Annotated in this window: 25 protein-coding genes and 5 pseudogenes; 14 read left to right on the forward strand and 16 right to left on the reverse strand. The window is 69.3% G+C overall.

Annotated elements, in window-relative coordinates; all coding sequences use genetic code 11:
- Positions 1-295: 295 nt before the first annotated feature.
- Entirely contained in the window at positions 296-2,746 is a 2,451-nt protein-coding gene (locus ACFY0T_RS24470) for a SpoIIE family protein phosphatase (RefSeq protein WP_388874257.1), read from the reverse strand.
- Positions 2,747-3,418: 672 nt separating this feature from the next.
- Here ACFY0T_RS24470 and ACFY0T_RS24475 point away from each other — a divergent pair.
- The gene (locus ACFY0T_RS24475; protein ID WP_388874260.1) at positions 3,419-3,649 is read left to right on the forward strand and encodes a response regulator transcription factor; all 231 of its coding nucleotides are present in this window, start codon (positions 3,419-3,421) and stop codon (positions 3,647-3,649) included.
- A gap of 6 nt (positions 3,650-3,655) precedes the next feature.
- Here ACFY0T_RS24475 and ACFY0T_RS24480 read toward each other — a convergent pair.
- Positions 3,656-4,021 (reverse strand): annotated as a pseudogene (locus ACFY0T_RS24480) (FAD-dependent monooxygenase); the annotation flags it as partial.
- A gap of 401 nt (positions 4,022-4,422) precedes the next feature.
- Here ACFY0T_RS24480 and ACFY0T_RS24485 point away from each other — a divergent pair.
- Genes ACFY0T_RS24485 through ACFY0T_RS24495 form a run of 3 tightly spaced genes read left to right on the forward strand, consistent with a single transcriptional unit; the run spans position 4,423 to position 4,994 of the window.
- Positions 4,423-4,671, forward strand: a complete 249-nt coding sequence (locus ACFY0T_RS24485) for a hypothetical protein (RefSeq protein ID WP_388874264.1) — start codon at positions 4,423-4,425, stop codon at positions 4,669-4,671.
- A gap of 26 nt (positions 4,672-4,697) precedes the next feature.
- On the forward strand, positions 4,698-4,826 hold the full coding sequence (locus tag ACFY0T_RS24490; RefSeq protein WP_388874267.1) for a hypothetical protein: 129 nt from the start codon (positions 4,698-4,700) through the stop codon (positions 4,824-4,826).
- 12 nt (positions 4,827-4,838) lie between these two features.
- Positions 4,839-4,994 (forward strand): hypothetical protein, encoded by a 156-nt coding sequence (locus ACFY0T_RS24495; protein ID WP_388874270.1) that lies wholly within the window; start codon positions 4,839-4,841, stop codon positions 4,992-4,994.
- Positions 4,995-5,061: 67 nt separating this feature from the next.
- Here ACFY0T_RS24495 and ACFY0T_RS24500 read toward each other — a convergent pair.
- Positions 5,062-5,190: pseudogene (locus ACFY0T_RS24500) on the reverse strand (transposase); the annotation flags it as partial.
- Positions 5,191-5,795: 605 nt separating this feature from the next.
- On the opposite strand from ACFY0T_RS24500, the gene ACFY0T_RS24505 reads away from it, so the two are divergent.
- A complete protein-coding gene (locus tag ACFY0T_RS24505) occupies positions 5,796-6,365 on the forward strand; it encodes a carbonic anhydrase (RefSeq protein WP_388874273.1) in 570 nt (189 codons plus the stop codon).
- A 1,376-nt stretch (positions 6,366-7,741) separates the two neighbouring features.
- Positions 7,742-8,836 (forward strand): hypothetical protein, encoded by a 1,095-nt coding sequence (locus ACFY0T_RS24510; RefSeq protein WP_388874275.1) that lies wholly within the window; start codon positions 7,742-7,744, stop codon positions 8,834-8,836.
- A 218-nt stretch (positions 8,837-9,054) separates the two neighbouring features.
- On the opposite strand, the pseudogene ACFY0T_RS24515 reads toward ACFY0T_RS24510, so the two are convergent.
- The 5 genes and pseudogenes from ACFY0T_RS24515 to ACFY0T_RS24535 form a co-directional block, all read right to left on the reverse strand.
- Positions 9,055-9,615 (reverse strand): annotated as a pseudogene (locus ACFY0T_RS24515) (IS5/IS1182 family transposase); the annotation flags it as partial.
- A 362-nt stretch (positions 9,616-9,977) separates the two neighbouring features.
- Positions 9,978-11,423, reverse strand: a complete 1,446-nt coding sequence (locus tag ACFY0T_RS24520) for a carboxylesterase/lipase family protein (RefSeq protein WP_388874278.1) — start codon at positions 11,421-11,423, stop codon at positions 9,978-9,980.
- Positions 11,424-11,504: 81 nt separating this feature from the next.
- The gene (locus ACFY0T_RS24525; protein WP_388874356.1) at positions 11,505-12,401 is read right to left on the reverse strand and encodes an MBL fold metallo-hydrolase; all 897 of its coding nucleotides are present in this window, start codon (positions 12,399-12,401) and stop codon (positions 11,505-11,507) included.
- Positions 12,402-12,544: 143 nt separating this feature from the next.
- Positions 12,545-13,510, reverse strand: coding sequence for an SMP-30/gluconolactonase/LRE family protein (locus tag ACFY0T_RS24530; protein ID WP_388874281.1), 966 nt, complete (start codon positions 13,508-13,510; stop codon positions 12,545-12,547).
- A 180-nt stretch (positions 13,511-13,690) separates the two neighbouring features.
- Positions 13,691-14,590: a helix-turn-helix domain-containing protein gene (locus tag ACFY0T_RS24535; RefSeq protein WP_388874284.1), complete on the reverse strand. Its 900-nt coding sequence runs from the start codon at positions 14,588-14,590 to the stop codon at positions 13,691-13,693.
- A 142-nt stretch (positions 14,591-14,732) separates the two neighbouring features.
- On the opposite strand from ACFY0T_RS24535, the gene ACFY0T_RS24540 reads away from it, so the two are divergent.
- Positions 14,733-15,233, forward strand: a complete 501-nt coding sequence (locus ACFY0T_RS24540) for an SRPBCC family protein (RefSeq protein WP_388874287.1) — start codon at positions 14,733-14,735, stop codon at positions 15,231-15,233.
- Between the two features lie 214 nt (positions 15,234-15,447).
- Positions 15,448-15,861: a hypothetical protein gene (locus ACFY0T_RS24545; protein WP_388874290.1), complete on the forward strand. Its 414-nt coding sequence runs from the start codon at positions 15,448-15,450 to the stop codon at positions 15,859-15,861.
- A gap of 270 nt (positions 15,862-16,131) precedes the next feature.
- Here ACFY0T_RS24545 and ACFY0T_RS24550 read toward each other — a convergent pair whose 3' ends face one another.
- The 3 genes from ACFY0T_RS24550 to ACFY0T_RS24560 all read right to left on the reverse strand — a co-directional run bounded on the left by ACFY0T_RS24550 (position 16,132) and on the right by ACFY0T_RS24560 (position 18,040).
- Positions 16,132-16,278: a hypothetical protein gene (locus ACFY0T_RS24550; RefSeq protein WP_388874292.1), complete on the reverse strand. Its 147-nt coding sequence runs from the start codon at positions 16,276-16,278 to the stop codon at positions 16,132-16,134.
- 57 nt (positions 16,279-16,335) lie between these two features.
- Positions 16,336-16,458 carry a hypothetical protein gene (locus tag ACFY0T_RS24555; RefSeq protein WP_388874294.1) on the reverse strand — a complete coding sequence of 41 codons (123 nt, stop codon included), beginning with the start codon at positions 16,456-16,458 and terminating at the stop codon, positions 16,336-16,338.
- Between the two features lie 331 nt (positions 16,459-16,789).
- The gene (locus ACFY0T_RS24560) at positions 16,790-18,040 is read right to left on the reverse strand and encodes a hypothetical protein (protein ID WP_388874297.1); all 1,251 of its coding nucleotides are present in this window, start codon (positions 18,038-18,040) and stop codon (positions 16,790-16,792) included.
- A gap of 539 nt (positions 18,041-18,579) precedes the next feature.
- On the opposite strand from ACFY0T_RS24560, the gene ACFY0T_RS24565 reads away from it, so the two are divergent.
- Both ACFY0T_RS24565 and ACFY0T_RS24570 read left to right on the forward strand, forming a co-directional pair.
- The gene (locus ACFY0T_RS24565; protein WP_388874299.1) at positions 18,580-18,858 is read left to right on the forward strand and encodes a transposase; all 279 of its coding nucleotides are present in this window, start codon (positions 18,580-18,582) and stop codon (positions 18,856-18,858) included.
- Positions 18,834-19,340, forward strand: a complete 507-nt coding sequence (locus ACFY0T_RS24570; protein WP_388874302.1) for a transposase — start codon at positions 18,834-18,836, stop codon at positions 19,338-19,340. Before ACFY0T_RS24565 ends, ACFY0T_RS24570 begins: the two co-directional genes overlap by 25 nt.
- A gap of 73 nt (positions 19,341-19,413) precedes the next feature.
- Here the strand turns inward: ACFY0T_RS24570 and ACFY0T_RS24575 are convergent.
- Positions 19,414-19,659: pseudogene (locus ACFY0T_RS24575) on the reverse strand (transposase); the annotation flags it as partial.
- A 500-nt stretch (positions 19,660-20,159) separates the two neighbouring features.
- Here ACFY0T_RS24575 and ACFY0T_RS24580 point away from each other — a divergent pair.
- Positions 20,160-20,495, forward strand: a complete 336-nt coding sequence (locus ACFY0T_RS24580; protein ID WP_388874305.1) for a hypothetical protein — start codon at positions 20,160-20,162, stop codon at positions 20,493-20,495.
- A gap of 161 nt (positions 20,496-20,656) precedes the next feature.
- On the opposite strand, the gene ACFY0T_RS24585 is transcribed toward ACFY0T_RS24580, so the two are convergent.
- Complete coding sequence (locus ACFY0T_RS24585; RefSeq protein WP_388874308.1) at positions 20,657-21,034, reverse strand: hypothetical protein; 378 nt, start codon at positions 21,032-21,034, stop codon at positions 20,657-20,659.
- A 391-nt stretch (positions 21,035-21,425) separates the two neighbouring features.
- Positions 21,426-21,857 carry a MarR family winged helix-turn-helix transcriptional regulator gene (locus ACFY0T_RS24590; protein WP_388874311.1) on the reverse strand — a complete coding sequence of 144 codons (432 nt, stop codon included), beginning with the start codon at positions 21,855-21,857 and terminating at the stop codon, positions 21,426-21,428.
- Positions 21,858-21,919: 62 nt separating this feature from the next.
- Here ACFY0T_RS24590 and ACFY0T_RS24595 point away from each other — a divergent pair, with 62 nt between their 5' ends.
- Together ACFY0T_RS24595 and ACFY0T_RS24600 are read left to right on the forward strand one after the other, a co-directional pair.
- The gene (locus tag ACFY0T_RS24595; protein WP_388874314.1) at positions 21,920-22,519 is read left to right on the forward strand and encodes an isochorismatase family protein; all 600 of its coding nucleotides are present in this window, start codon (positions 21,920-21,922) and stop codon (positions 22,517-22,519) included.
- 26 nt (positions 22,520-22,545) lie between these two features.
- Positions 22,546-22,752: pseudogene (locus tag ACFY0T_RS24600) on the forward strand (zinc ribbon domain-containing protein); the annotation flags it as partial.
- A gap of 64 nt (positions 22,753-22,816) precedes the next feature.
- Here the strand turns inward: ACFY0T_RS24600 and ACFY0T_RS24605 are convergent.
- Both ACFY0T_RS24605 and ACFY0T_RS24610 read right to left on the reverse strand, forming a co-directional pair.
- Positions 22,817-23,074 (reverse strand): WhiB family transcriptional regulator, encoded by a 258-nt coding sequence (locus ACFY0T_RS24605; RefSeq protein WP_388874317.1) that lies wholly within the window; start codon positions 23,072-23,074, stop codon positions 22,817-22,819.
- Between the two features lie 112 nt (positions 23,075-23,186).
- Positions 23,187-23,825 carry a DedA family protein gene (locus ACFY0T_RS24610; protein ID WP_388874359.1) on the reverse strand — a complete coding sequence of 213 codons (639 nt, stop codon included), beginning with the start codon at positions 23,823-23,825 and terminating at the stop codon, positions 23,187-23,189.
- Positions 23,826-24,119: 294 nt separating this feature from the next.
- On the opposite strand from ACFY0T_RS24610, the gene ACFY0T_RS24615 reads away from it, so the two are divergent.
- Positions 24,120-24,773, forward strand: a complete 654-nt coding sequence (locus tag ACFY0T_RS24615; protein ID WP_388874320.1) for a TetR/AcrR family transcriptional regulator — start codon at positions 24,120-24,122, stop codon at positions 24,771-24,773.
- The last annotated feature ends 336 nt before the right edge of the window (positions 24,774-25,109 follow it).

A 25,109-nucleotide genomic window follows, 5' to 3' on the forward strand; every position in this document is an offset into this window, starting at 1 on the left:
GCGCAGTCTGTTGTTGGTGGTGGTCGTTGTGGGGCGGGGAGGGTTTTGTTCCGATACCCGGGGTGGTGGGGGTGCGGGGTATCTGTGGGTGGTTGATGTTCCGTGGGCGTCTGGCCTGCGGCTGTGAGGTCCTGTCGGGTTGTTCCGGTGCCGTGGTGTGTCGGGTCGTGACTGGCTCTGTGGACGGCCGTCTTGCTGGCGGGTCACCGTCTCCGGCGCGAGCCGGTGTCGTCTGGTGTGGCTGGGGGTTGGTGGGGGTCGCGGGGTGAGGCTCGGGAGGGGAGCGGTGTTTGTCTTAGGTGGGGGGGAGGGCTTGTTCGGTCCAGACGGTTTTGCCGGTGGGGGTGTGGCGGGTGCCCCAGCGGGTGGTGAGTTGGGCGATGAGGAGGAGGCCGCGGCCGCCTTCGTCGTAGGTGCGGGCGCGTCGCATGTGGGGGGCGGTGCTGCTGGAGTCGAAGACTTCGCAGATGAGGGTGTGGTTTTCGTGGATGAGGCGGAGTTGGATGGGGGGTTTGCCGTAGCGGATGGCGTTGGTGACGAGTTCGCTGACGACGAGTTCGGTGATGAAGGCGGCGTCGTCGAGGTGCCAGGTGGTGAGCTGGTCGGTGGCCTGCTGGCGGGCGTGGGCGACGGTGGCGGGGTCGAAGGGGAGGTCCCAGGTGGCGACGCGGTCGGTGTGGAGGGCGTGGGTGCGGGCGATGAGGAGGGCGACGTCGTCGTCGGGGCGGTGGGTGAGCATGGAGGTGAGGACGCGGTCGCAGATGGTGTCGAGGGTGTGGGCGGGGCGGGCGAGGGCGGCGAACATTTTGTCGAGGGCGTCGTCGATGTCGTGGTCACGGGCTTGGAGGAGGCCGTCGGTGTAGAGGGCGATGAGGCTGTTCTCGGGCAGTTCGGTCTCGAAGGCTTCGAAGGGCAGGCCGCCGAGGCCGAGCGGCGGGCCGGCGGGGACGTTGAGGAAGCGGACGGTGTGGTCGGGGGTGACCACGGCGGGTGGGGGGTGGCCGGCGCGGGCGAGGGTGCAGCGGCGGGTGATGGGGTCGTAGACGGCGTAGAGGCAGGTGGTGCCGATGCCGCCGGCGGTTTCGGCGGTGGTGTCGGGGCTGGTTTCTTCGGCGGCGAGGTGGATGACGAGGTCGTCGAGGTGGGTGAGGAGTTCGTCGGGGGGCAGGTCGACGTCGGCGAGTGTGCGTACGGCGGTGCGCACCCGGCCCATGGTGGCGGAGGCGCGGATGCCGTGGCCGACGACGTCGCCGACGACGAGGGCGACGCGGGCGCCGGAGAGCGGGATGACGTCGAACCAGTCGCCGCCGACGCCGGCTTGACTGCCTGCGGGCAGGTAGCGGGTGGCGATGTCGAGAGCTGTCTGGTCGGGCAGGGTTTGGGGGAGCAGGCTGCGCTGCAGGGCCATGGTGGTGGTGTGCTGGCGGGGGGAGTCCCGCAGGGAGCGGTGGGCGGCGCGGATGCTGGCGGCGGCTTTGGCGGTGAGGTGCTCGGCCAGCCACAGGTCGTCGTCTTCGAAGGGGTCGGGGTGCTGGTGGCGGGCGAAGAGGGCGACGCCGAGGGTGGTGCCGGCGGCGCGCAGCGGCACCACCATCAGCGAGTGGGTCCCCGTCTGGCGGATCCAGGTGGCCTGGGGGTCGGTGGCCGTCCAGTGGGCGAGGGTGGAATCGCCTGCCTGGTAGAGGGCGCCGTGGCCCTGGGCCAGGCACTGGGCCACCGGGGAGTGCGCCGCATAGAGGGATTTTCCTCCTGCGGCCAAGGGAGCGGGCCGGGTGCCGGGGAGTGAGCGGACGGCGGTGCGGTCCAGGGTGAGGGGCCGGCCCGGCAGCGGGTGCGGCTCGCCGCGCGGGGAGGCCGGCAGTAGGTCGACGGCGCAGGCGTCGGCGAGGCGGGGGACGGCGAGGTCGGCGAGTTCCTGCGCGGTGCGCTCGCTGTCCTCGGTGGTGGCGATGCGGGCTGCGGCGTCGCCCAGCAGGAGCATCCGTTGCCGGGCGGGGCGGTCCGGCAGCGCGGGGTGGGCTGCCAGGCACACGGCGCGCGCCCGGCCGGTGGGGTCTGTGACCGGGGCCAGCGAGGCCTGCTGGCCGCGTTCGGCGCCGGCGCCGGTGGGGCCGAGGCAGACCTCCGCGTGCTGTGCCTCACCGGTTTGAAGGGCCCGGCGCATGGCCGTTTCTGCCTGGTCGCTTGCGGGGTGCGGTGCGATGTCGGGCAGGCGCAATCCGCGCATCTGGTCCTCGGTGAGGGACAGCGCACGCTCCATGCCGGCGCTGGCGCGCACCAGCCGCAGGTCGGTGTCGAAGAGGGCTTGGACGCCGGGGGACTGGCGGAACACCCATTCGCCCAGTGCCTCGCCGCCGGGCGGGTGCGGCCTGCCCGGCACGGCGGACACCACCAGCCACTCGGCGGCCGGAGTGGCCGGGCCGCCCGGAGTGTTGGGCGTGCGGCGGTGTGCGAGCAGGGCCTGCTCGAGCCGGCGGCCGTCCCGATGGCGCAGTGCCACGGTGCCGCTCCACCGCTCCCGCCCGGCCGCCTCGCGCCGCGCCGTCTCGCCGGTGTCATCGGCGAGCAGGCGGGCGGCGGCCTGACCGACGACCTCCTCCGGTGCGTAGCCGAGCAGGCGCCGGGCTCCTTCGCTCCATCCCGTCACGATGCCCTGCTCATCGACGGTGGCGGTGGCCGTCAAGGCCGGCCCGGGCAGGGCGGCCGCCTCCGCCTGCTCGCCGGGAGGGGTGGGAAGTCGCTCCATCGCCGCTCATCTCGCCCTTCGGGAACCTACGGCCGGGGGCCCTCCTCACAAGCATGATCCCGGGGGGCACTGAGCACCAGCCCGGGCGCCGGCACGAGGCGGGTCTGCCCGGGCGCTGTCCCGCCCCCGGCCGCGAGCCGCCGGCCCTGCCCACGGAGGCGGCCGGCGGCTCACGCGCCGGCCCGGCGCCGTGAGGCCCGGTCCCCGACGGTGAGGCCCGGCCGGGCCGTGGCACGCGGCGCCCGCAGCCCGGTAGCGGCCACCGCCCCTTCCCGCCCCCTCCCGTCCCGCTTGCGACGGTGGGAGCGGACAGCGGTCTGCCAGTGCTTCCGGAGCTCCGGAGCCGCCGGCACACCCCCGCGGCGTGCACTCGGCAAGGGGCGGAAAGCAGCCCAACTCCGAAGGCTGGTAACCCCGTTGCGAGGCCCTGCGGAGACGGCAACGGGGCGGGTGAGAGATCATTTGCGTGGCGTTACGGCTCTTGTCCGTGATCGGGCTGCGGCGTGCCCGCGGATGTGGCCTGTGACACGCCTGTGACAGTCGGCGGACACCGTCATGAAGTCGCCGAGCCAGACTTCTAGAAAGCGGACAAAACGCAGTAATCAGGCATATGTCCCCTGCTTCCGAGGGTGTGAGCAGTGATGACCAGGCCGATCCGTCGGAGGGAATCCCATGAGCCTCACACTCACCACGCCGCAGACCAAGGCCCCCGCGCCTGCGCTGGCCCCGCGTGAGCGGGAGACCCTGCGCCACATCGCCGGCGGGTGCACCTACCTGCAGACGGCCCGCCAGATGGGACTGTCCAAGCACACGGTCGACGCCTATCTGCGCCGTATCCGGGCCAAGCTCAACATCAACAGCACCGCCGAACTCACCCGGCTGGCGATCTCCCTGGGACTGTGACGACGTCCTGCCCCTTCCGGCGGGAAGACTGCCCGGAAGGATCATCTCGTCGGGCAGCGAGTTGATCAGAATCCGACGCAGGTCTCCGCGGAGCACCTCAGGGCGACCGCCCGTGCCGTCGTCGGGCTGGTCGAGCAGTACCGCGCCGTGCTGGTCGAGCACGCGCAGGGCCTCGCCGCCTTCGTGGATGATCGCGCGGAACTCGTCGGTGAGGCCGGCCGCTTCGAGGGCGAGCTGCCCGTTGTACTCGTGGATGTCGAGCTGACCGCCCTGCGTGCGGGCGTCCGCCGATATCTCGGCTTCGTAGATGGTCGCGAGGATGCCGTGCAGGTGCAGGACCCGTGCGAGGGTCAGCGTGCACCTCCCCAGCACACGCTGGGCTGCACCGTCGCTGCCACCGGGCCGGGCCGAGTTCCCCGCCTCGGCCCGGACGAGCAAGCAGCGGCACGCCGGAGCCGTGAGACCTCCGGCCTCGATCCGCTCCCCGCACGGTTGCGTGGGGATCCCCTTGCCGGGCATCGTGCCAACTGCTGGTACCCAATCCGGTACCAATCTGGGTACCTTGGGGATATGCCGGCACTCAACATCGAATTCACGCCAGAAGAGATGGACCGTCTCCGCAACCGGGCCAAGATCACGGGAAAGAGCCTCAAGGAACACGTCCACGACGTGACCGTGGAGGAGGCAGACCGCATCGCATTCGTCGAGGGCGCCGTCGCCGAAGCCGGGCGCATCCTGCCCGGTGTGCTGGAGCGCTTCCCCGAAGGCATGCGGTGAGCCCGATCATCCGCGTCGACGTCGGATGGGTCCTGCAGATCCAGTCCGCGATCTCCCCGCTCAACGTACCGATCGCGGACTGGGGCGCCCTCGGCTTGATGGCCGACCGGCACACGTTCGAACGCGAACGCGGCGCCCTCTACTACGAAGAAGTTCCCTCCCGTACGAAGAAGTTCCCTCCCGCGCTGCCACCTTCCTGCACACCGCCCTGCTGCTGCGCCCCTTCACCGACTTCAACCTCGTGATCGGCTGGGGCTGCAGCCACCAGTACATGAACCTCTCCGGCCAGCCCGTCCAGGCGAAGGACGAAGAACTGTACGAGCTGGCCCAGGCGATTCGCACTCAGCAAGCCGACCTGCGGGCGGTCGCACAGCGCCTTGAGTCCTGGCGCACCGCGTAGCGGTCACGCGCGATGCGCCTGGCCCAGCATCGCGGCCTGCCCGCCGACATGGTCCGCTGGGGCTGCGCCCGCGATGCCATCTACCGGCGCATCATGCGCCGCGGCTGGTCCGCGCAGCGCAACGCCTACGTCCAGTACGAGGACAGCGTGACCGGTTTCTATCTTTGATCTTGCGTGAAGCGCATCTCGAGACTGCTCGGACTTGCGCGTGAGCACGGGCCCGCACTATTTGGCCTCAGCCCACGGCGCGCTGCTGCCGCTCGATGTACTGACGCACGACGCTCAGCGGTGCCCCGCCGCCGCTTCCGGCGAAGTATGAGCCGGACGAGAAGTGGCCGCCCCACAGGTACCGGCGGACGTGGGCCGTCGTACTCCTGGCGGAGTCTGTAGCCACGGCTGGCAGGAAGGCGCCACGGGGCCCCGAGCAGGGCCTGCCATGACATCCCGGAGCCCCGACGGTTGGGGGTGGCTCCCTGGTAACGACTGGGTGGTTCTGTTCACGGCTTCGGACAGCGGATGCTCTGCACTTCGGGAGGCACGCGGTCCGGGCCTCGCTCGACGTTCACGAGAACGGACAGCACCCGGCACGCGGCACCGGCACCCGGCACATCGGCACTCCCGTCGGGCAGGGCGGACTTCGGCATCAGACGCTCAAGCCGCTACCCGGGCCCGTTTCTGTGGGCCGTCGGTGGCAAACTCGCCCGCGCCCGCTTGCGCCTTTGTCAGTTCACCCACGCCACGATGAACAATTGCCCTGGTCACGACGCACGGCCGTGTCGGAGCGGCACCTAGGGAGAACGACCGATGGACAGAGCAGCACGTCCGGACCGTAGAGCTCTGCTTGCCGGCGGACTTGCGAGCGCCACGGTCGCGCTTGCGGGATGCTCTTCGACCAGCGCCGCTACCTCGGCGACCAGCCCTTCGCCGAAAACGCATCCGACCACGCCCGCCGCGGCATTCGCGAGACTGATGGACGGCAACAAGCGCTGGGTGGGCGGAGATCTTCAACACCCCGACCGGGATCCGAACCGGCGTCAGCTCGTGGCCCAGGCGCAGGAGCCTTTTGGGGCGATCCTCTCGTGCATCGATTCCCGAGTGCCGCCCGAACTCCTCTTCGATACAGGGCTGGGTGACCTTTACGTGATGCGCACGGGTGGGGAGGCGGTCGGCCCCGTGGTCACTGGTTCTGTCGAGTACGGGCCCATGACGAGTGGCACCCCGCTCATCGTGGTCCTCGGGCATCAGCGCTGCGGCGCCGTCGAGGCGGCGTACAAGTCCTTTCGTGATGGCAATCCGCTGCCCGGCAACCTGCAGGCGATCGTCAAGGCTCTGCGGCCGGCGTACGAGCAGGCAGTGAGGGAAGGCGGCGCTGACCCGGTCGAGACCATGGCCCGTGCCCAGGTCAAGTTGACCGCGACCGATCTGCGCTCCAACCAGGACCTCGCCCCTCTCGTGGGAAAGGGCGCCCTTGCCGTGGTCGGCGCCTACTACTCGCTCGACACCGGCAAGGTGGAAGTCCTGTCCGGCGCGCCTTCCTGAGCCGGTCGGACGAGATGGCTGGTGTTGTGAGGTTGGTGACGGTCGACCGGACGGCCTCCCGAGGCCTTCGGCGGACACATTCACCCTCTCTGGCCAGCCCACGCCGACCCCCGCGGTCTGGAGTTGGCGGGAAAGGGCCCTTGCCTTTACGGTCCACGCTGTGGCTGCGCGAGATTCGACGCCGACGATCCGGAGCCGAAAGCCCGGCTAGCATCCGCATCGGGCCGGTCAGCCGGTCCGTGCGGAGACCGCCCACCTTGGGTGGCCGTGGTGGGCGCGGTCACGGGCACCCCCACCACGGCCATGCTCGGCCGCCTGCAGTACGCCGGCCGCACCACCGTCCTGAGCCTTGGCGCCCGCCAGGCTGGCCACCGAACTCCAACCGGGCAGCGTCAATCACCCTTGGAGTGGATGGGCATTCCGCCAGGTGGGGCTCCCGGCAGGAACTCCAGGTCCGGCCTGTTGGCGGCGGCGGTGAGGACATTCGGCCGGGCTTAGCCATCCGTTTCATTTCACCAAGGAACAATTCATTTCACCAAGGAACAATCAATAGGTTATCTGCGCGGATTCATCCCCTGGATCGTCTCCGGCGTCGTCTCGTCCTTCGACCGGCGCTGGGGCTCCATAGGAGGCCTCGTCTCGGGCCTGCTGCTCCTGCTGCAGGACGGCCGTCGCCCCGTAGGCCTCGATGCCCAGATCCTGGAAATCAGCACCCTCGCGTACTTCGTCGTGGTCGGCGCCTGGCCGTTGCCGACCCGGGCTCGGCCCTGGCAGACCACACCGACGTCGTCTCCTTCGGCTGGCTGGCCGCCACCGCTTGGGGAACCCTGGCGATCCGTCGCCCCTTCACGCTGGGCATCGCCCGGCGCCAGACACCCCGCGAGTACTGGGACATGCCAGAATTCATCCGGGTCAGCAACCAGGGTTGCCCGGCCGAGCGGCATCCTCCGGTGCCCTTCCCGGCCGTTTCACTTGGCATCCGTCGGGTAACCGCCTTGGCGAGGGCCCGGATACCGCCCACCGCGCCCTAGACAGGGAGCCATCATGGGCACCCCTCCCCAAGACCCGTACCACCCGCTCCCACACCGGCACCCGGACCGGGTCCCGGTCCACAACCAGGCCCTGTGCCAGGTCCGGTGCCATCTCCGGGCGGACCCGATCCCGTGCCGCCGGCGCCGCCCCAGCCCGAACCCGATCCCCAGCTGCCGCCCGCCCCGCGGCCCGATCCGCATCTTCAGCCCGGCCCGACGCCTGGGCCGGTACCGGCCCCAGAGTCCGTCACCCGGGAGGGCGGGAGCCTGGGCCGGCACCGGCACCGAAGCCCGTCGTCCGGGGGGGGGGGGGCGGCACGCTGAAGCGCGCTCCGGGAGAAAGACGTGAAGCTGCAGTTCCTCAACCCCCTGTACGAACGCCCCGGCCCGATCGCCTCCGTCTACCTCGACACCTCCCGTGACATCGACGAACCCGACCGGGCCATTCAGCTGCGCTGGCGGAACCTGCGGGACGGCCTGCTCGCCCACGACACCGACCACGCCACCCTCGACGCCATCGCCGACGTTGTCGGCGCCGACCGCGACGTGGCAGGACGACACGGCCAGGCGATCTTCGCCGCGCACGGGCACCTGCTCCTGGCCGAGGTCCTGCCCGAGCCACCCGCACACGACACCGCTCGGTACGGCATGCTCCCCGACACACTGCCGCTCGCCCTGCAGCACGCTCCGGACATCCGCTACGTGGTCGTCGTTGCGCACCGTATGCACACCGCGGAAGCCGGCGACGGTGAGGACGAGCTCGAGGTCGCCTACGACACCGGCAGCTGGCCGATGAGCCGAGTCGCGCCCTCCCAGGCCCCCCAGCGCCGGATACCGGTGGAGGGCTGGCCCAAGGAAGCCGAACAGCTCATCAGCGAACTGGCAGACAGCGTGGACAGGGACGGCACCGAGGTGATCGTCCTGTCCGGCGACCCGTGGGCCACCAACAGCCTCATCCGGCTGGCCCCGAGGAAACTGCAGGACCGCTTTGTCAGGCTCAAGGACAGCGGCCACTGGCGACCGGAGCCTGGCCGGGCACTCCTGGAGACCGGGCTGGGCACCTTGTTCGCCGGCACGCTGCCCGACCACGACCGGCAGCAGCTGGATGCCTTCCTCGCCCAGCGCGCCCGCCGCCGAGACGACGTCGAAGGCCTCGCGGCCACCGTGACCGCCCTGCAACGTGCCCAGACCCAGGCACTGATACTCAACCAGCCGGTGTCTGAGGCCCCACCTCTGTGGGTGGGCACCGAGCCGACCCATGTCGCTCTCTCGGGCGCGGACCTGCACGCCTTCGGAGTGCCGTACTACTGGGAGGAGCCCGCAGGCGGCGCGCTGATCCGAGCCACCGCCGGAACCAGGGCCGAGCTGATCGCCGTGACGCGGGACGCACTGCCCCTGAGGGAAGGCCTCGCGGTACTTCTCCGGTACCCCGGCACCTGACCCGACGCCGCGAGGCGCTCGGCCAGGGTGCCTTCTGCGTCACGAGTTGTGACGCTGCCGCCGGTTCCAGACGGCCGGTCGCCTTCCCGACCAGGCGCCGACAGGCCCTCTGTTTCACCGGGTGAACCGGAGGATGCCCCGGCCTTCAGGCCGGGGAGGAATCCGCTTTCCCGCGTAGCGGGGCAGGAGAAGCCGGATCGCCGCCGGGCGATCCGGCGTCCGGCGTCCAGGCTCAGGTGCGGGTGTTCCGGCAGCGGGCCAAGGGCTGCTTCGAGCTCGTGAAGCAGTTGAGGGTGGCGGGCAGCAGTGTGTGGTCGCGTGTATTGGCCGGTGTTGGGTCCGTGACCGACGGTATTCCTTGGCGGTCGGTCAACTGCGTGCGTTTGATGCCTAGTTTGGCCCGGTCGACGGGACTCTTGCCGGCGCACTCTCCGCCGGAGGGTGCTTTGGTGATGCAGCCGTCCGCGGACAGCTGGTCGAGTTCGAGGCCGATCATCTGGTCGTGGGCGGCCAGCACGATCAGCCTCAGGGTCTCCATCACTCCGGCTGCGATCCACTCGTCGCGGCGGCGGCGCAGGGTGGTGGCGGAGCAGGAACTGTCGGCTGCCTGCTCGTATCCGCTGCCGAAGACCAGGACCTGCACCATGCGGTCGAAGACCAGCGCGTCACTGATGCGCGGGTTGTGGCAGCCCCACGGATGGCGCTCCTCCCTGAGCGGGCAGCAGTGCGAGGAACTGGTCGCGGATCGGGTCGAGAATGCATGATGGGACGGCAGGCACGGATCCCCTGGTGATCATGAAGCGTAGAGAATCTCCATGGTCGGGTGAACCGTGCCTGCGCTGCTACTGCCGCTCGGTTCGGCACCTACCGGCGGGCGGATGGCTCCTTCGGGACCGTGTGCATCGAGACCCGTAACTTCTGTGCTGCGCAACCCTCGAGACTCCTTGCCGAACGCGGAATCACCTTGGTTCTCGCCGGTGAGGACCTGTCGGCGGCTCGCGCCGAACCACCTGCGTCTGCGGGTCCTCGGCCAGTGGGCGCGGGACTGATCACGTTCTGGTGGTCTGCTCGGGTATCTTCGCGGGCACCGCCTCCCGGCCGCCGGCGCGCAGTGCGCGGCGCTGTTGCCCGCGGTTGGCGGTCAGGCGACGCCGATGTGCTGGACGTGGCCCTCGGCCGGTTCGTAGACGGGCCAGCCGGGATTGCCGGTCTCAGCGAACCGTATCCACGATCGGTGGATGCGGGCGGCGAGTGGGGCGGACGGTTCGGCGTTGCCGAGGAGCCCTCGTGGGCCGCGCAGCGATGGCAGGGACAGGCGGTCGAAGACGAACGGCAACTCCATGACATGGCTGGCGCCCAGTCGCCCGTCGATCGCGTCGGAGCGCCAGACGAATTCGTAGCAGTACGTCCGTCCGGCCGCAGCGCTCGCGTGTGCGGCGGCCATCTGCCGGGTGCCTGCTGTGAACAGCCCGTCACCGAGGACGGTGGTGCGCAGGTCGGCGGCTGAGGCGGACGGGTGCTGTGCTCGGTAGGCACGGACGGCTTCGTCGGGGTCGGGGTGGAACCGTGCCGCGGTGTCCCGGACATCGGCATCGGTGGTGCTCGCCAGGAGTCCCAGCGGGGCAAGGTAGAGACTGCCCTCGTCGAGATTGGTGCCGATCAGCAAGTCGATCTCGCCTCCCTGGCCGGCGGCCACCGCGGTGGCCGGCTGGTGCTCGCTGACCAGGCTGAAGGAGGTGATGCCGCCGAGCGGGTCGTGGTGGGTGGACGTGCGCAGGTCCAAGCCGATCAGGCCGGCCATGACGGCGACGAGGCGCTCGTCGGGGATGTCGGCCAGGGTTTTGACTGTGGGTTCAAGGTCCAGCTCGCGTCCGACCGCCGCGGTGACAATGCCGGCCTGGTCGGGAGTGAAGGCGCCGGTGCCGGTGCCGCTCTGGATGATCGCCCGTCGGACGAGGCCGGCCGAGGCCGGGTCGGCGAGGATGCCGCCGACGATGATGGCTCCGGCGGACTGGCCGAAGAGCGTGACGTTGCCGGGGTCGCCGCCGAAGCGGGCGACGTTCTCCCGGATCCAGTGCAGGGCGGCCAGGACGTCGAGCATGCCGCGGTTGTCCGGGGCGTCGGGCAGATGCAGGAAGCCGGGGATGCCCAGGCGGTAGTTGACGGTGATCAGCACGACGCCGTCGCGGGCGAAAGCCGTTCCGTCGTAGAGCGGTGCACGGCTGGAGCCCGCGACGAACCCTCCGCCGTGCACGAACACCATGACCGGCCGGGTCGGTCCATCCGGCTGCGGGGCCCAGATGTTCACGGTGAGGTAGTCGTCGCCGCGCTGCCAGCCCGGGCCGAAGTAGGGCGACATGTCGAGGGTGCCGAAGGAGTCCCGGGTGGGCTGGGGCGCGGTCGGTCCCGGCCGCGTCGCGTCACGGATCCCGGTCCACCGTTCGTGCGGGCTCGGCGCGGCGAAACGCCTGCGTCCGACGGGCGGTGCGCAGTAGGGCACATCGAGGAAGACAGTCCCGTGTCCGTGGCGGCGACCGCGGATCGGGCCTGAGGTGGTGGTGACGGTGGCGGGATCGGCGGGTGCCATCTCGGATCTCCTGGTTGCTGGTTGCTCACGTGGATGCCGCCGCTCCGGGGTGGCCGGAGCGGCGGCGGGGTGGAGTCGGGGTCAGTACCTGGGGATCGGCGCCCACTTCTTGATCACGAATCCGCTGCCCTTGTCCTCGACTTCGAGGGCGCTGTGGCCGCTGAAGTGGGCGGGCAGGACGAGGGCGTTGGCGTCGGCGGCCCAGCCGAGCAGCCTGCGGCGGGTTGTGCGGGCCTGGGCCGGCTCCTGGCAGAAGCAGCTGTTGTGGTCGGGCTGCATGACCTGCAGGGGAGTGTGCATCAGGTCGCCGGCGAACAGGGCACGGTCGCTGCCGGAGGCCAGCTTGACGACGCTGGATCCGGGCGTGTGGCCGGGGGCTGCTTCCAGGCGCAGGTGCGCGTCGATGCGGTGGCCTGTCTCCCACAGCTGGACCTGGCCCGCGGCGTGCACAGGGGCGACGCTGTCCTCGAAGACGTTCTCGTTGACGCCGCCGGCGATGTCCGGGTTGTTCGCCGGGTTCCAGAACTCGAAGTCGGCCTTGGGCATCAGGTAGGTGGCGTTCGGGAACGTGGGCACCCAGGCGCCGTCGATCAGGCGGGTGTTCCAGCCGACGTGGTCGACGTGCAGGTGGGTGTTGACCACCAGGTCGACGTCTTCGGGCCGCACACCGGCGCGGGCGAGGTTGCCGAGGTAGTCCAGCCGCAGGTGGTCCCATCCGGCGACGGCCGGGCGGGTCTTGTCGTTGCCGACGCCGGTGTCGACCAGGATGGTCCTGCCCTCGCTGCGCAGCAGCCAGGTCTGCATGGCGACGTGGACCATGGCGTCGTCGGCACCCAGATGGTCGGGCACCAGCATCTCGCGGTGTTCCTGCCAGGCATGCTCGGGCAGGTCGGGGAAGAACTGGTCCGGGGGCATGATCGGACCGTGCATCTCCTCGATGCGGGTGACGGTGACATCGCCGAGTTCGAGTTCGTGCATGTTCTGCATGGCGTTCTCCTGATGTGTGGGTCTTCTCGGGAGACCGGGGGTGGCCGTGACCGGCCGACCGGGGTGTCGACAGCGCGGGGCGGCCCGGGGAGCCGGTGTGCTTGCCCGGGTGTGTGCTTCCGGCCGACGCGGTGCTAGTCGTTCAGGTGGGCGAGGAGAAGGTTGGGGTTCTTGGCGGTGACGTAGGCGGCGCTCAGCACGTAGACGGTGTCGCTGCGCAGGGCGATGGACGTGGGGTTCCGCAGGCCGTCGGCCGGGGTCAGCACGATGGAGTGGCTGCCGTCGGGCTGGACGAGCGCGACCTCGCTGGGGCCGTTGAGGGCGGCCAGCAGCTGGTCGCCGCGGCCGGTGAAGGCGAAGTCGTCGATCCCCGGCAGGCCGGTGGCCTTGGTCCGGACCGAACCGGCGCGCCCGTCTTGGAGGATGGGGATGCGCAGGATGGTGCCCTTGTCGGGGTTGGTGGCCCAGACCGCGCCGTTGTGGATCTTCAGGCCGTTGGCGCCGAGGAAGCCGGTGGAGGCCAGTTCGGGGGCGGTGGACCAGGCGGTGGGGGTGCCGCCGGTGGTGGGCAGGCTCCAGACGGTGCCCAGCACGGAGTCGGTGACGTAGAGGGTGTGGGTGCGCGGGTCCAGGGCCAGGCCGTTGGGCAGGCCGTCCGCGGGGAGCGCGGCGATGCGCTGCGGTTGGCCGCCCGGGCGCAGGCGCCACACGCCGGTGAGGTCGGGGGTGCCAGTGGCGTACAGGAAGTACAGGGTGCCGTCGTGGGCACGGACGATGCCGACGGTCAGCGGGAAGCCCAGGACCGGGGTGTGGATACCGCCGTCGGCGGGCTTGGGCAGGGTGGCCAGGATCCGGGTGGTGCCGTTGGGGGAGACCTCGGCGACCTGGCGGCCCTTGGCGAAGGTGATGTACGCGGCGCCGCCCGGTGCCAGGGCGATGTTCTCCGGCGTCTGGCCCTTGGCCAGGTCGAAGCGCAGGGCGATCCGCGCGCTGCTCAGCGGGGCGGACTCGGCCGACGCCGCAGCCGGGCTGAGCGCTGCGGCAGCGGCCGCGACAAGGACAGCCGCAGACACGGCGGACGCGGAGAGCTTCTTGAACATGGTTCCTTCACTGGTTTTCGGACATGCGGCAGCAACACGCCGACGCACGGTGGGGATAGGTGGATTCCGCTCGGGGCCATGCGGCCCCGGGGGCTGATGTCGGCGGCTGGTCGTCGGCCGTGCCCGGGTGGGACGGGTGCTCGCAAGTGCCGGCCGAGCGCCCGGTGGGGTTGTGTGAGGTCAGCCGGCGCCGGCCCGTGGCGCCGTCTGCGCCGGGTCGGCCGGGATGGTGTCCTGGGTGATGGCCTGGGCGAGCAGGGCCAACGCGGCCCGCGAGGTCGAGCCCGCCTCCGTGGTGGCGACCACCATGTTGGGGCCCGGCCCGTGACTCAGGGTCTGCTGAACGACGGTCAGCGGGCCGACCAGCGGGTGCCGCATCTCATAGGCGGCGACGGTGCACGCCTTGACCCGGTGGTCGGCCCACATCGAGGCGAACTCAGTGCTCTTGGCGCTCAGTTCACCCAGAAGCGCATGCAATGCCGTGTCCTGCGGATGCTGGGCCGCCACCAGGCGCAGATTCCCCACCACCGCCCTGGCCTTGCTCGGCCAGTCCGCGTACAGGTCGCGGGTATGACAGTCGAGGAACACCAGTCTGGCCATGTTGGGACGCTGCGCCGACAGGTCCGGGGCACCAGGGTCCAGGTGCCCGGCGAACAGCGCGTGACCCAGGCGATTCCACGCCAGCACGTCACTGCGCAGGCCGAGCACGATCGCGGGAACGTCCGCCAGCACCTCCATCAACTGAGCCGTCGCCTCCGTCACACGCTCCGGCGCAGGCCGCCGGCCCCGAGTGCGATGCCTGTCCGCCCGGGCCAGGTCGTGCAAGTACCGCCGCTCGGACTCGTCCAACCGCAGAGCCCCGGCGATCGCGTCCAGCACCTCGGACGACGCGCTCAGTGACTGCCCCTGCTCCAGCCGGGTGTAGTAGGAGGCGCTCACACCCGCCAGCAGCGCCAACTCCTCGCGCCGAAGACCCGGCACACGCCGACGCTCCCCGTAGGTGGGCACCCCGACATCCTCGGGACGCAGCTGGGAGCGCCGCGCCTGCAGGAAGTCCCCGAGCTGCGATTTTCCGGTCATGGATCCGAGTATGGGCCGACTCGAAACGCACAGCCTGCCCCAACTGTGGATAGGCACCAGCGGGTCTGGCTCCCCGGCAGGACTGGTGATGACGTAGGCGTCGCCGACCCGGCACCACCCCGCACGCACCCAGGAGGACGCCTTGAGCGCCACCACCAGCGAACACGACCTCTTCGAGGCTCTGGACGCATCAGGCTTCGCCTTCACCAGACGCGCATGGGTCGATGCCGCACCCGCCCGGGTCTATGACCTGGTCAGTGACGTATCCGCGATCGGTCGCTGGAGCCCCAACGCGACCGACGTCACGTTCGACCAGGGCGCCGGGCCTCGGGTCGGCGCCTGGTTCAGCGGCCGCAATCAGAAGGACGGCAGGGAATGGACCACCCGCTCCCAGGTCGTACGAGCCGACCCCGGCGACGCCTTCACCTTCGTGGTCGGCGGCGCCGAAGACGGCATCGTGCAGTGGAGCTGGACCTTCCACCCCCAGGGACGCGGAACCGTCGTCGAGCAGTCCTGGCAACTCCTCCGCCTCGACCCGGTGCTGGGCACCACCCGCGGCGACCTCGACGCACTCCGCGACTACATGACGAACAGCGTCGAAGCCACCCTGATCTCCCTCGCCCAATGGATCGCCGAAGAGTGAGGTTCCCGGGTGTGGCTTCGTCGACGGTGGCAGGCGCGAGCGACGCGCCTGGACCCTCTACCGCTGGCACACCCGCCCACGAGACCCCGTATTCGATGACCTACTGGCGGACGCTCCAAGCGAATCTTGGTTGTCGCCAGGTCTGCTCGCCTGTGGTGCGCGGCGCAGTGATTCTTTGCGCATGATGCTTCCGTCCGTTCAGGAGAAGACCGAGTTGATCGAGGTCGTCCGCATCACCGACCCCATGAGACTTCTCAGCGCGGCGAACCTGGTGGGTGACGATGTTGCCTTCTGGGAAGCAGCTCAGGTCAGCGACGCTCTGACGTTGATCAGCTCTGTGCCGGACAGTGAGCTGCACCGCTGTTTCATCCCGGGCTGGGGCATCCGTGCTCACAGCGGCACCGACCTGCTCTTCCAGATCGCCTTCTGCTTCCAGTGCCATGGCGCCCGCCTGTGGGGGCCGGGCGTACCCGCCGAGTCGGAAGGGATCCACGGCTTGGATCCGGCCAGCGCTCCTGCCCTTGAGCTGCTTCAACGGTTCCGCAGCTCCACGCCGGGGACGGCTCAAAAGACCTTTCCGACACAGTTGAGGGGCGCCACGCCTTGCCGCTCGAAGTACCGATCATGAGATAGCCCTCTTCAGCACGCGCGGCAGGTGGACGTGGAGGTGCTCGACGTCGACCTGGTGACCGCGTTCGCGGAGTGCTCGGGCAGCTGGCTGTTGTGCACGGCATACACCAACCTTTTTCGGGCCCGCTCCAGCCATTGATCTTCGGCTGGAGCGGGCCCCGCGCACCCTAGGTGTATTGCCCTGTGAGCCCGTGGCATCGGATGGCTGCTGCCCGTCTGACCAGCTAAGTTCCGGTCTGAGGTTCCCCCGTCGTGCGGGAGGTGCTGATCAGCTGGTCAGAAGGGGTTGATGGGTGTTCAGGTTCGTTGGTTCGGTCGTCGCCTGCTCGGCGTAGTACTGCTTGCGATGTTCGCCCGGTTCGAAAGAGGTCGCCAGCGCCGCCTCGTGCGCCTGGGAGTCTGGGACGGTGTCCACGCCTACGAGCTTGGCGAGACCCGCGCCATGGCCAAGCGGCGGATCTACGGCGAGAACCTACGGCCCCTGTGCGAGGTGTTGGCGCACTACGCCGAGCACGACGTCGGGGACTCCGAATGGGAGGTAGTCGAGGCGGTCCTGCACGGAACGGATGTCGAGCACGACGCGTGGTACAGCCACCGGCTGACCGACCGACGTACGTTCACCGTGCGGATCGCGGCAGTGTCGGATTCGAGAGACGTCTTCATCGAAATCTATGGGTTTTTTGGGGGGCCGCGGAAAGTTCCTGCTCGCAGGGGTGGTGCATGTGCTCATGCGGTATCGCGTGAGCTGATGCCGTGCCACTCTCGTGCCAGAACGGACGGGGACTCACGGGGACTCGGGGCGCATAGGGGTACCCGCCGCCGGACTCCGCCAAAGGGGCCCATCGCAATCGAGGGTGCAGGTGGGGCCCGAATCCGCCGGCCTCCAGCAGCGACCGGCCCGCCGCCGGCGCATTTGTGCCGACGTCTCAGCCTTCCTCGTCGCGTTCCTCGTCGTCCCCGCGCCGACGGAGCACTCGCTCGGCAATCCCGCTGGAGAGGTTGCCCGTCACCGATCTGGCTCGGTCGAGGGTCTCGTTACCGAGGCGCCAGGCGGCATTGACGCCCTCTGCTCCCGTCTCGAGCACCTTGTCCCTCGCCTCCGCGGCCGCGGCCACCCATCGTCTCGCGTCCAATGACTGTCGACCGCGCTCGATCCCGAGCCGCCCGTGGAAGTCAACGACGGCGATCGCGACATGGTTGCTCGAATTCACCACAGCTGGGGACGCGGTCGGGTGCAGCAGCACCTTCGCGTTGGCCGTGCCGACAGCCGCATCCACGCGGGCCATCAGACGCTCGGTGCTCCGTGAGATGAGTTCCATCCGGTTCTGCCGGGCAGCCCGAAGTGCGAGGCGATGCCGGTCCAGCTCATCCGGAGACGCATCCAGCACGCGGTCGAGTTCGAGCACGGCGATCGCGTCGTGCAGTTGGAAGCAACGAGCCAGAACGGCGAGCCACTCCCGAACTGTGAACTCTGCGTCCTTGGACGCCTTGGCGAGATCACCGATCTTGGTCTTGTGCTCCATCTTCTCGGCGAGCGCGTCGAGTTGACGCAACGCGTAGGCCTGGGTTCGCGCGATCGTCATCGACGTGGCCTGCATCTTCGACCACGTGACCTCGGAGACCCGACCCACCTGCTCTCGGACGATCATGGCCTCCTCGATGACGAAGCCCGCTCCGATCATGTCCGCCAACACCGCGTCCTTCTGGGCGCGGAGCACGTCGTCGACCTTCTCGTCGATCGCGGCGAGATAGTCGGTGATCTCGTCCATGGTCTGCTGCATCGCAAGCTGCGCCATGAGCCCCGCGGCACCAGCCAGAAGCGCCGGGTTGGTCAGAAGCGATCCGGGCGTCCTCGCCAATTTGAGGAGTCCCTTGATCTTGCCGTTCTCTGTCAACACGGCACGGCTGACACCCGCATCCGAACCTTTCATCAGCCCGTACTTCTTGAGAGCTTGCGCGGACTGCTCGGTCAACTTCACCCAGCGACCCGAGTTGGCTGCAATTTCGGACCCTGTCTGCGCGGCTCCAGCCACGGCACTGAGGGTGGATCCGAGCCTTGGCAGTCCGAGGTCCTTCGACGGCAGTCCTTCGGAGACGAGGAAGCGTTCGACAGCCGTCGGACTTCCGATGACCGCCAGGCCATCGCCGTCGCTGATCAGCTGAATGTCGTCATCCATCGTCGGCTCCTGAAGTGGCTCTTCGCAGTTGAGGGCATGGGCGGTGTGCGCGGCGGTGGCCGGGTAGGGGTCGAGGTCTTCCGATGATGGAAGTTCTCACACTGCCCATCTGGAAGACCTCGACGTGCCTGACGCTACCTTCGCCTGCCCTGACCTGACTACGTTCTGTCGCCTCGATGAGCTCGGCTTGGAGGTGACCGGGCAGCGTGTGGAGCCGGATCGGGCGGTTCTTGCCTGCCGCGTCGTGGGCGTCGAGACCGACGGCTGGTGCCGCCGCTGCGGGTGTGAAGGAGCGCCACGGGACACGGTCACGCGGCCCTACCTTCTTGAGTGCGTCCCGTGAGTTCGCGACTCTGGGACTGCGCGGGTGGGGCAGGGATGGTTTTCATGCTGGCTGCCGTCGATGGCTCAGGACGCTGATCCCCCTGTCCCGCCACTTCTTCCGGACTGCTGATTAGGCACTGCGAACGATCGCTGGGTAGGGCGAGGACAGGCGGAAGGAGTTGCGCCGCACGTCGCACAGCGAGGGGAGCACCACCGTGATCATCGACCTGACCCCGGTGCGCGACGGCGCCGGCCCGGCGCGGCTGCTGGACATGGTCGAGGGCCGCTCCAAGCCGGTGTTCAAGGCCTGGCTGGACGCCTGCCCTGCCGAGTGGAAGGACAAGATCGAGGCCGTCGCGATGGACGGGTTCACCGGGTTCAAGACCGCCACCGCCGAGCAAGTGCCTGACGCGACCGCGGTGATGGACCCCTTCCACGTCGTACGGCTGGCCGGGGACGCCCTGGACGAGTGCCGCCGCCGCGTCCAGCAGTAACTGCACGGGCACCGTGGGCGCAAGGACGACTGCTGTACAAGGCCCGGCGCACCCTGCATACCGGCGCCGACCTGCTCACCGAACGCCAGCACGAGCGGATCACGGCCCTGTTCGCCGTCCAGGAGCATGTCGAGGTCGAGGCGACCTGGGGCATCTACCAGCGCATGATCGCCGCCTACCGGCACCCTGAACGTGCCCGCGGGCGCGAGCTCATGAAGACGGTCATCGACTCGGTCGCCACGGGCGTGCCCGCAGCGCTGAGCGAACTTCTCAAGCTCGGACGGACCATGGCCAAGCGGGCCGCCGACGTTCTGGCCTACTTCGACCGCCCCGGCACCAGCAACGGCCCCACCGAGGCGGTCAACGGCAGGCTCGAGCACCTGCGTGGCTCCGCGCTCGGCTTCCGGAACCTCACCAACTACATCGCCCGATCACTACTCGGAGCCGGCGGCTTCAGGCCGCGGCTACACCCTGGATCGTGAAGAGCCGCCAAAGGCAGGGAACCCGCAGGTCACACCTGTAATCGCCCAACCTCGCTCCTAAGACGCCGCTTTCGTTGGTGAGTCGGCGGTAGCCGATGAGGGTTGCGGCTATACCGACGAAGGCGAGGAAGTGCTCTGCCTTGCGTTCGTAGCGGCGGTGCAGACGTCGGCATCCTGCTAGCCGCGACACTGTCCTCTCGACGACCCAGCGGTGGTGGCCCCATCGTGTGGATGACTCGATGCCCTTGCGGGCGATGCGGTGGCGGATGCCCCTCTTGCGCAGCCATCGTCGCAGGTGGTCGTAGGCGTAGCCCTTGTCGGCTTGACGCGTCAGTATCGCCGTACATGTTGGCGCGGAGGCGCTCCTTGGCCGCCTCAAGCCGTGCCGCGTAGTCGGGCATGCTGTTGACGGGCTGTACATGCACAATCACGTCACAGAGTCGGCGTGCGGGGAGTACGTGTGGTTGCGGGCCTGGAACACTCGGGGTCCGCATGTCGAATCGGGGGGTTCCCATGTCTTTTCCTGCTCCGCCTCCTGCGCCGCCACAGGGTACGCCGCGAGTGAAACGGCCACCTGAGCACTGGACAGCGCTTGCTGCCCTCATCACCGCGGGGACCGGTGTCCTGACCTTTCTGGTGGGTTTCATCGGCCTGCCGGCGGCCGGGGTCAGGTCTCCTGCCGGTGCCGCTGCGACAGTGACGGCTACGATGACGGCGACGGTCACGGCTACAGCACCGGCGCCTTCTGGGGCTGGCGGGGGGACGCCGTCCGCCTCCCGCGGCCCGAGTGGCCCGTACGCGGAGCGCTGGTCGGGGCGCGTGAAGTTCTACAACTACTTCAATTTCGACTCCGTTCCCCCTTCGTATGACGGGAATGGGGACCTTCGTATGAGCGGGGCTACGGATAGCAATGAGGCCGACATAACCCCGGGCTCGAACTACATGGCGCTGGTACCGAAGGGGCAGGACCCAAGCCCCGAGGAGTGCGTACAGCTCGTGCGGACGCAGGCTGATAGTGAGGCCATGGTTGCTGTCGGCCGAAAGATCTGCTTCGTCACCGATGAGGGGCGGCCAGGGCTCGCCACGGTGGTCGCCATGAGCAAGGAGCAAGGTACGGTGAGTTGCGACGTCACGGTCTGGGAGAAGCCGGAATGACCACGGAGCAGCAGGGCTCAGGGTTACCTCAAGTCTGATTTCACCGCTTGGTTCCGGAGGCACCAAGACTCCGCGACGTCAGCCGGACGGCCGTAGCCCGACTTTCTCCCCTCTGGGGGTATCGCCGTCCGGAGATCGGATAACTCAATGACGCCCAGGACCTAAAAGGCACGGGCGACCGAGCCGACTGCCGTCTCCGCCTGCTCAGTGCCACTGACCGCGGCGACCAAGTGCCGCAGTTTCGGGTGGTACTTGAGCGCGTCGACGAACGCCGGTGCCTCGGGCGGCAGCCGGACCCAAGGTGCGAGTTGTCGAGCGATGGAAATGCCCAGTCCTACCGTGTCCGCGGTCAGGGCCGCCACGGATTCGCGGGTCCTGGGGCCTTCAGCCGGATGGTGCGGCTCAGGGCGCCACTCGTCGAATTCGTCCATGTCGTCGAGTTGGTGGCCTTCGGCGTGCTCGACAAGCGCGACCAGCTCCCGTTCGTCCGGGGGCTGTGACGCCACGGCCACGACGACACGCTCGGACGGAGCGTTCACACGTGCCCATACAACTCCGGGGTGCCGTTCGAGTGCGCGCTCCACCCTGCGGGCGACACGCTCCCCGGCGGCGCCGTGTACTCCGTGCACCTCGATGTGGCACCGTCCTGGACGCCACCAGACGTTGCGTCGGGGAAACCCGGCGAACTGCCCAGCTGTATCCGCCAGACCACGCACACCGGCCGCGACGCCGGATGCGACCGGACCGAGCAGTGAGGGTACCCACATGGGTCCAGTTTCATCCAAACCCCAGGGACCGGCCATGCAGCACGGACGGGGCGCAGTACTCCAGCCGTAGATCGTGATCTTGCTGGTGGGCCCGGGGCCGGGAGTCCACCGCTCAGCGTCACATGAAGATCATTTGTGGTCGGTGGCCGTAGCAAGGCAGCCCCTAATGGGCGGCCAGCCGGTCTAGCAGGTCGGTGAGTACGGCGCTCTCCGTCGCGGTCAGGTCCGCGGCGAATTCGGCGTCGGCGGACTGTGCCAGCTTTCCGCAGACTGCGAGCAGTTCCCGGCCGTGCTCGGTGAGTGTCAGCACCTGGCGTCGGCGGTCGGACGGGTCCCTTACCCGCTGAATCGCACCAAGCTTTTGAAGGTGGTCGGCGAGTGCCACGACCAGGCTGGGCGCGACGCCCATCACCCCGGCGACCTCAAGCTGCGACGAGGCCCTCCCGGCGTCCAGCGCAACCATCAATCCGACGTGTTTGGGCTTGAGTTCATGGGCCTCGATGCGGGCCGCGAAGAGATCGGTCGCCATCGCCCCGAGCACGCCAAGGCGGAAAACGACGCTGGAGTTCACCTTGCTAAGAGCCACAAACAGCATGCTACAGTATCCGAATCATTCAAGATCTGAATGATTTTGCTCGTGACTGAAAGGGCCCGGCCATGCTCAGCCCTGCCACCGTCCAACTACACCTCGCCGACCTCCAGGAAGGCATCGTCGAGCTCAGCGGCACGACTCCACCGGCCACGATCAGGCGATCCGTCAGCTTCCTGGCCCAGCTGGCCCAACTGCTGGACATCCCGGTCACCCTCTCGGCGGCGCCACGTCCCGGCGGCCCCGCGGTCATCAAGGAGGCATCCATCCCCGCAGCGCCCGTCTTCGTCCGCAGCGGACCGTGTGCCTGGGACGATGTGGCCACCCGCCAGGCCATCACCGCCCAGCCCCGGAAGAGCCTCGCTCTCTGCGGTGTGACCAGCGAGATCGTCGTACTGCACACGGCACTGGACGCCATCGCGGCAGGCTTCGAGGTCGCCGTGCTCCTGGACGCCTGCGGTGGACTCTCGCCGCGCACCGAGCAGGCCGCCTTCCGCCAGATCGAGGCAGCCGGAGGCCGGATCACCGGCGTCGCCAGCTTCGCCTCCGACCTCGTACGTGACTTCACCACCCCGACTGGCCGTCAGGTCATCGCGGCCCTGCACGGTCTGATCCAGCAGCCCGCGGCCGAACCGGCACGGCAGCGACCAGCGCAAGCGACGGCCTGACAGAGTTCCTGTCAGGCCGTGGTGATCCTGAAAGCGCCGGTCGTGTGGTGAACCCGGTGGACCCCCGCAACACCTCCCGCACCTGCCCCGCCTGCGGGCACGCGTCCGACGAGAACCGCACTACCCAAGAGAACTTCGAGTGCACCCGGTGCGGACACACCGCCAACGCCGACCACGTCGGCGCACTCAACGTCGCTATCAGGGTCGGACTGGTCCTTCCCGACGTGGCCTAACCACCGATAGGAGAAGCCCCCCGGACCTCGCGCGCGAGGTCGGAGCGCGTGCTCTTCACGACTGTCATACCGTGCTTCTCCTTCCGGCTTCGGCCCTGGCTGTACGGAACAGTGCGGCGCGCTCCTCCTCACCGGTGCCGCCCCACACGCCCGAGGTCCGCCCGGTGCTGAGCGCCCAGGACAGGCACGGGGCGGCCACCGGACAGCGCGCACAGATGCGCTTGGCGGCGGCGATGTCCTCCAGTGCCGGCCCTGCCGTGCCCACGGGGAAGAACAGGTCGGGGTCCTCTCCCACGCAGGCTGCTCTGCGCAACCACTCCATGCTCCTGCGGCTGCCCAGGACGGATGGGTGGAAACCAGACGGGATCGGGCGGCGTGGGCGTGGTTCACGAAGAGTCCGGTCCCCGTCCGATCGCTCGCGACCGGAGCCCCGCTCACCGCAAGGGCGACCGCCGATCGCGCCGCGTGCGGCGTGCCTCCGCCAGCAGGGGCAGTAGGGAGAGTGCGACGACCACTGCGACGAGCGGCAGCAGGTAGTCGTCGATGTGGGGGACAGAGGAACCGAGGGTGTATCCGGCCAGGACGAGACTCTGCGACCAGAGCAGGCCGCCGACGACCTGCCAGATGGTGAAGGTTCGCGTGGGCACGCCGAGCGCACCGGCCGCCGGGTGCAGTACCGTCCGCAGCATCGGGACGAAGCGGCCGATCACGAGGGCCTTGCCGTATCCGTAGCGGGCCAGGAGCTTCTCCGCCCGTGCCGCGCCCTCCTTCAAGCGCCGGTTCGAGCTACGGGCCAGCAGAGCGCGCCCGCCGCGCCGTCCGAGCAGGAACCCCACCTGTGCGCCCGCCACGGCGCCGACGGCCGCGCACACCAGCACCTGCCACAACTCCAGCCGCGGCGCCTGGTGGCCACTCCCCGCGCACAACACGCCGGCCGGGAACAGCAGCGTGTCACCGGGCAAGAAGAAGCCGACCACCAGCAGGCCCGACTCCGCGAAGATCACCACCAGGACACCCAGGGCACCGAAGGCGGCCAGCAGCGAGGCGCTGTCCATCGGGTTGACGGCGATCACCGCCATCGCCTCCTGGCCGTCCTCATCGAGCTGTCGTCACCGGGCCCACTAGTCGAGTGCCCTGTCCTCAAGCATCCAGTGGACGCGGCGGAGACGCCTGAAGTTCGCACGCACGTTCCCTTGGGCGTGGGCGCGGCCGCGGCTCGGGACGTCAGGGATCGGCACCGACCGCAGCCGACGCGGGTGGCAGACGCGGCAGTGGAGTAACACGCGGTGGCCCGGTGCCCTGGACCCTTCCAGGGGCAAGCGCCGGTAGTTCCCCACCTCCTCTGACGGCTCCTTTAGAGTCTTCCCATGAGGGAGGCATCGGCCCCGGACCGCGGCGTGCGGTCGCGGGACGCGATTCTCGACACCGCGACCGAGCTGATGTCGCTGCGCGGCTACGCCGCCACGTCCATTTCGATGGTCTCCGCAGCTTGCGGTCTCCCGGCCAGCTCCATCTACTGGCACTTCGGCAGCAAGGACGGTATCTATGTCGCGGTGCTCGAACGCGCCAGGGTCACCTTGTTGTCGGCGCTGCCCCCCGTCGAGGTACCGGGCGCGGACATCGCGCAGCGGCTGGACAACTTCCTCGAAGCGGTCGAAGACGCCTTTCAGCGCCACCCCCACGATGTGAAGCTGCTTATAGGCCTGGGCATGGTTCAGGGGAGCGCCAGTGCGGCGGCCGTGGCCGAGCTGCTCCACTACCGCGACGCCCTGCTTGCCTGGGCGCGTGACTCTCTCAGCTTCGTCTTTGGCCTGCACGATCGCCCGGAGGTGTCGCACGGACTCGCCCGCTTCGTCCTCAGAGCGGCGAGCGGAACCGCCGTCGCCCGCTGGTTCGATCCGGCCAGTTCCCTGGACGCCGAGGCGCTTCGCGTCGCGTTGCTTGCGCTGGCGGCCCACCAGGGGGTTCCCGTCGGGGTGCCCGCGGCGGCCCCGCCCCACGAAGGCCCGTCGGGCGCGTGAGTCCTCGTCGGACGGCGGATTTCCCGCCCAGGGTGACACGGCGTCAACCTGGGCGAGAGAGTGCGGCGCGGACCAGCGGGCACCGGACCGTCATCACGGTGGGTGACTCGTTGCGCCGGCCGCGGGAGCGTCGGCACCATGCATCGGATCGCCGGAACGCACGCGTCCGCGCGGGTTACTGGAAGGGGATGACGACACGGAATTTGCCGGTAGAGCTCGTGTTTGTACGGGAGTGGACGCGGGCGAAGTCCACCATCGCGCCAGACTCCCGCCAGCGGCCGGCCAGGGCGGCCGGGCCCTGCCGGCGGGCCCGGCGTCCTTCTCGCACCAGTGCGT

Source organism: Streptomyces sp. NPDC001530 (assembly GCF_042894545.1).
GTDB lineage: Bacteria > Actinomycetota > Actinomycetes > Streptomycetales > Streptomycetaceae > Streptomyces.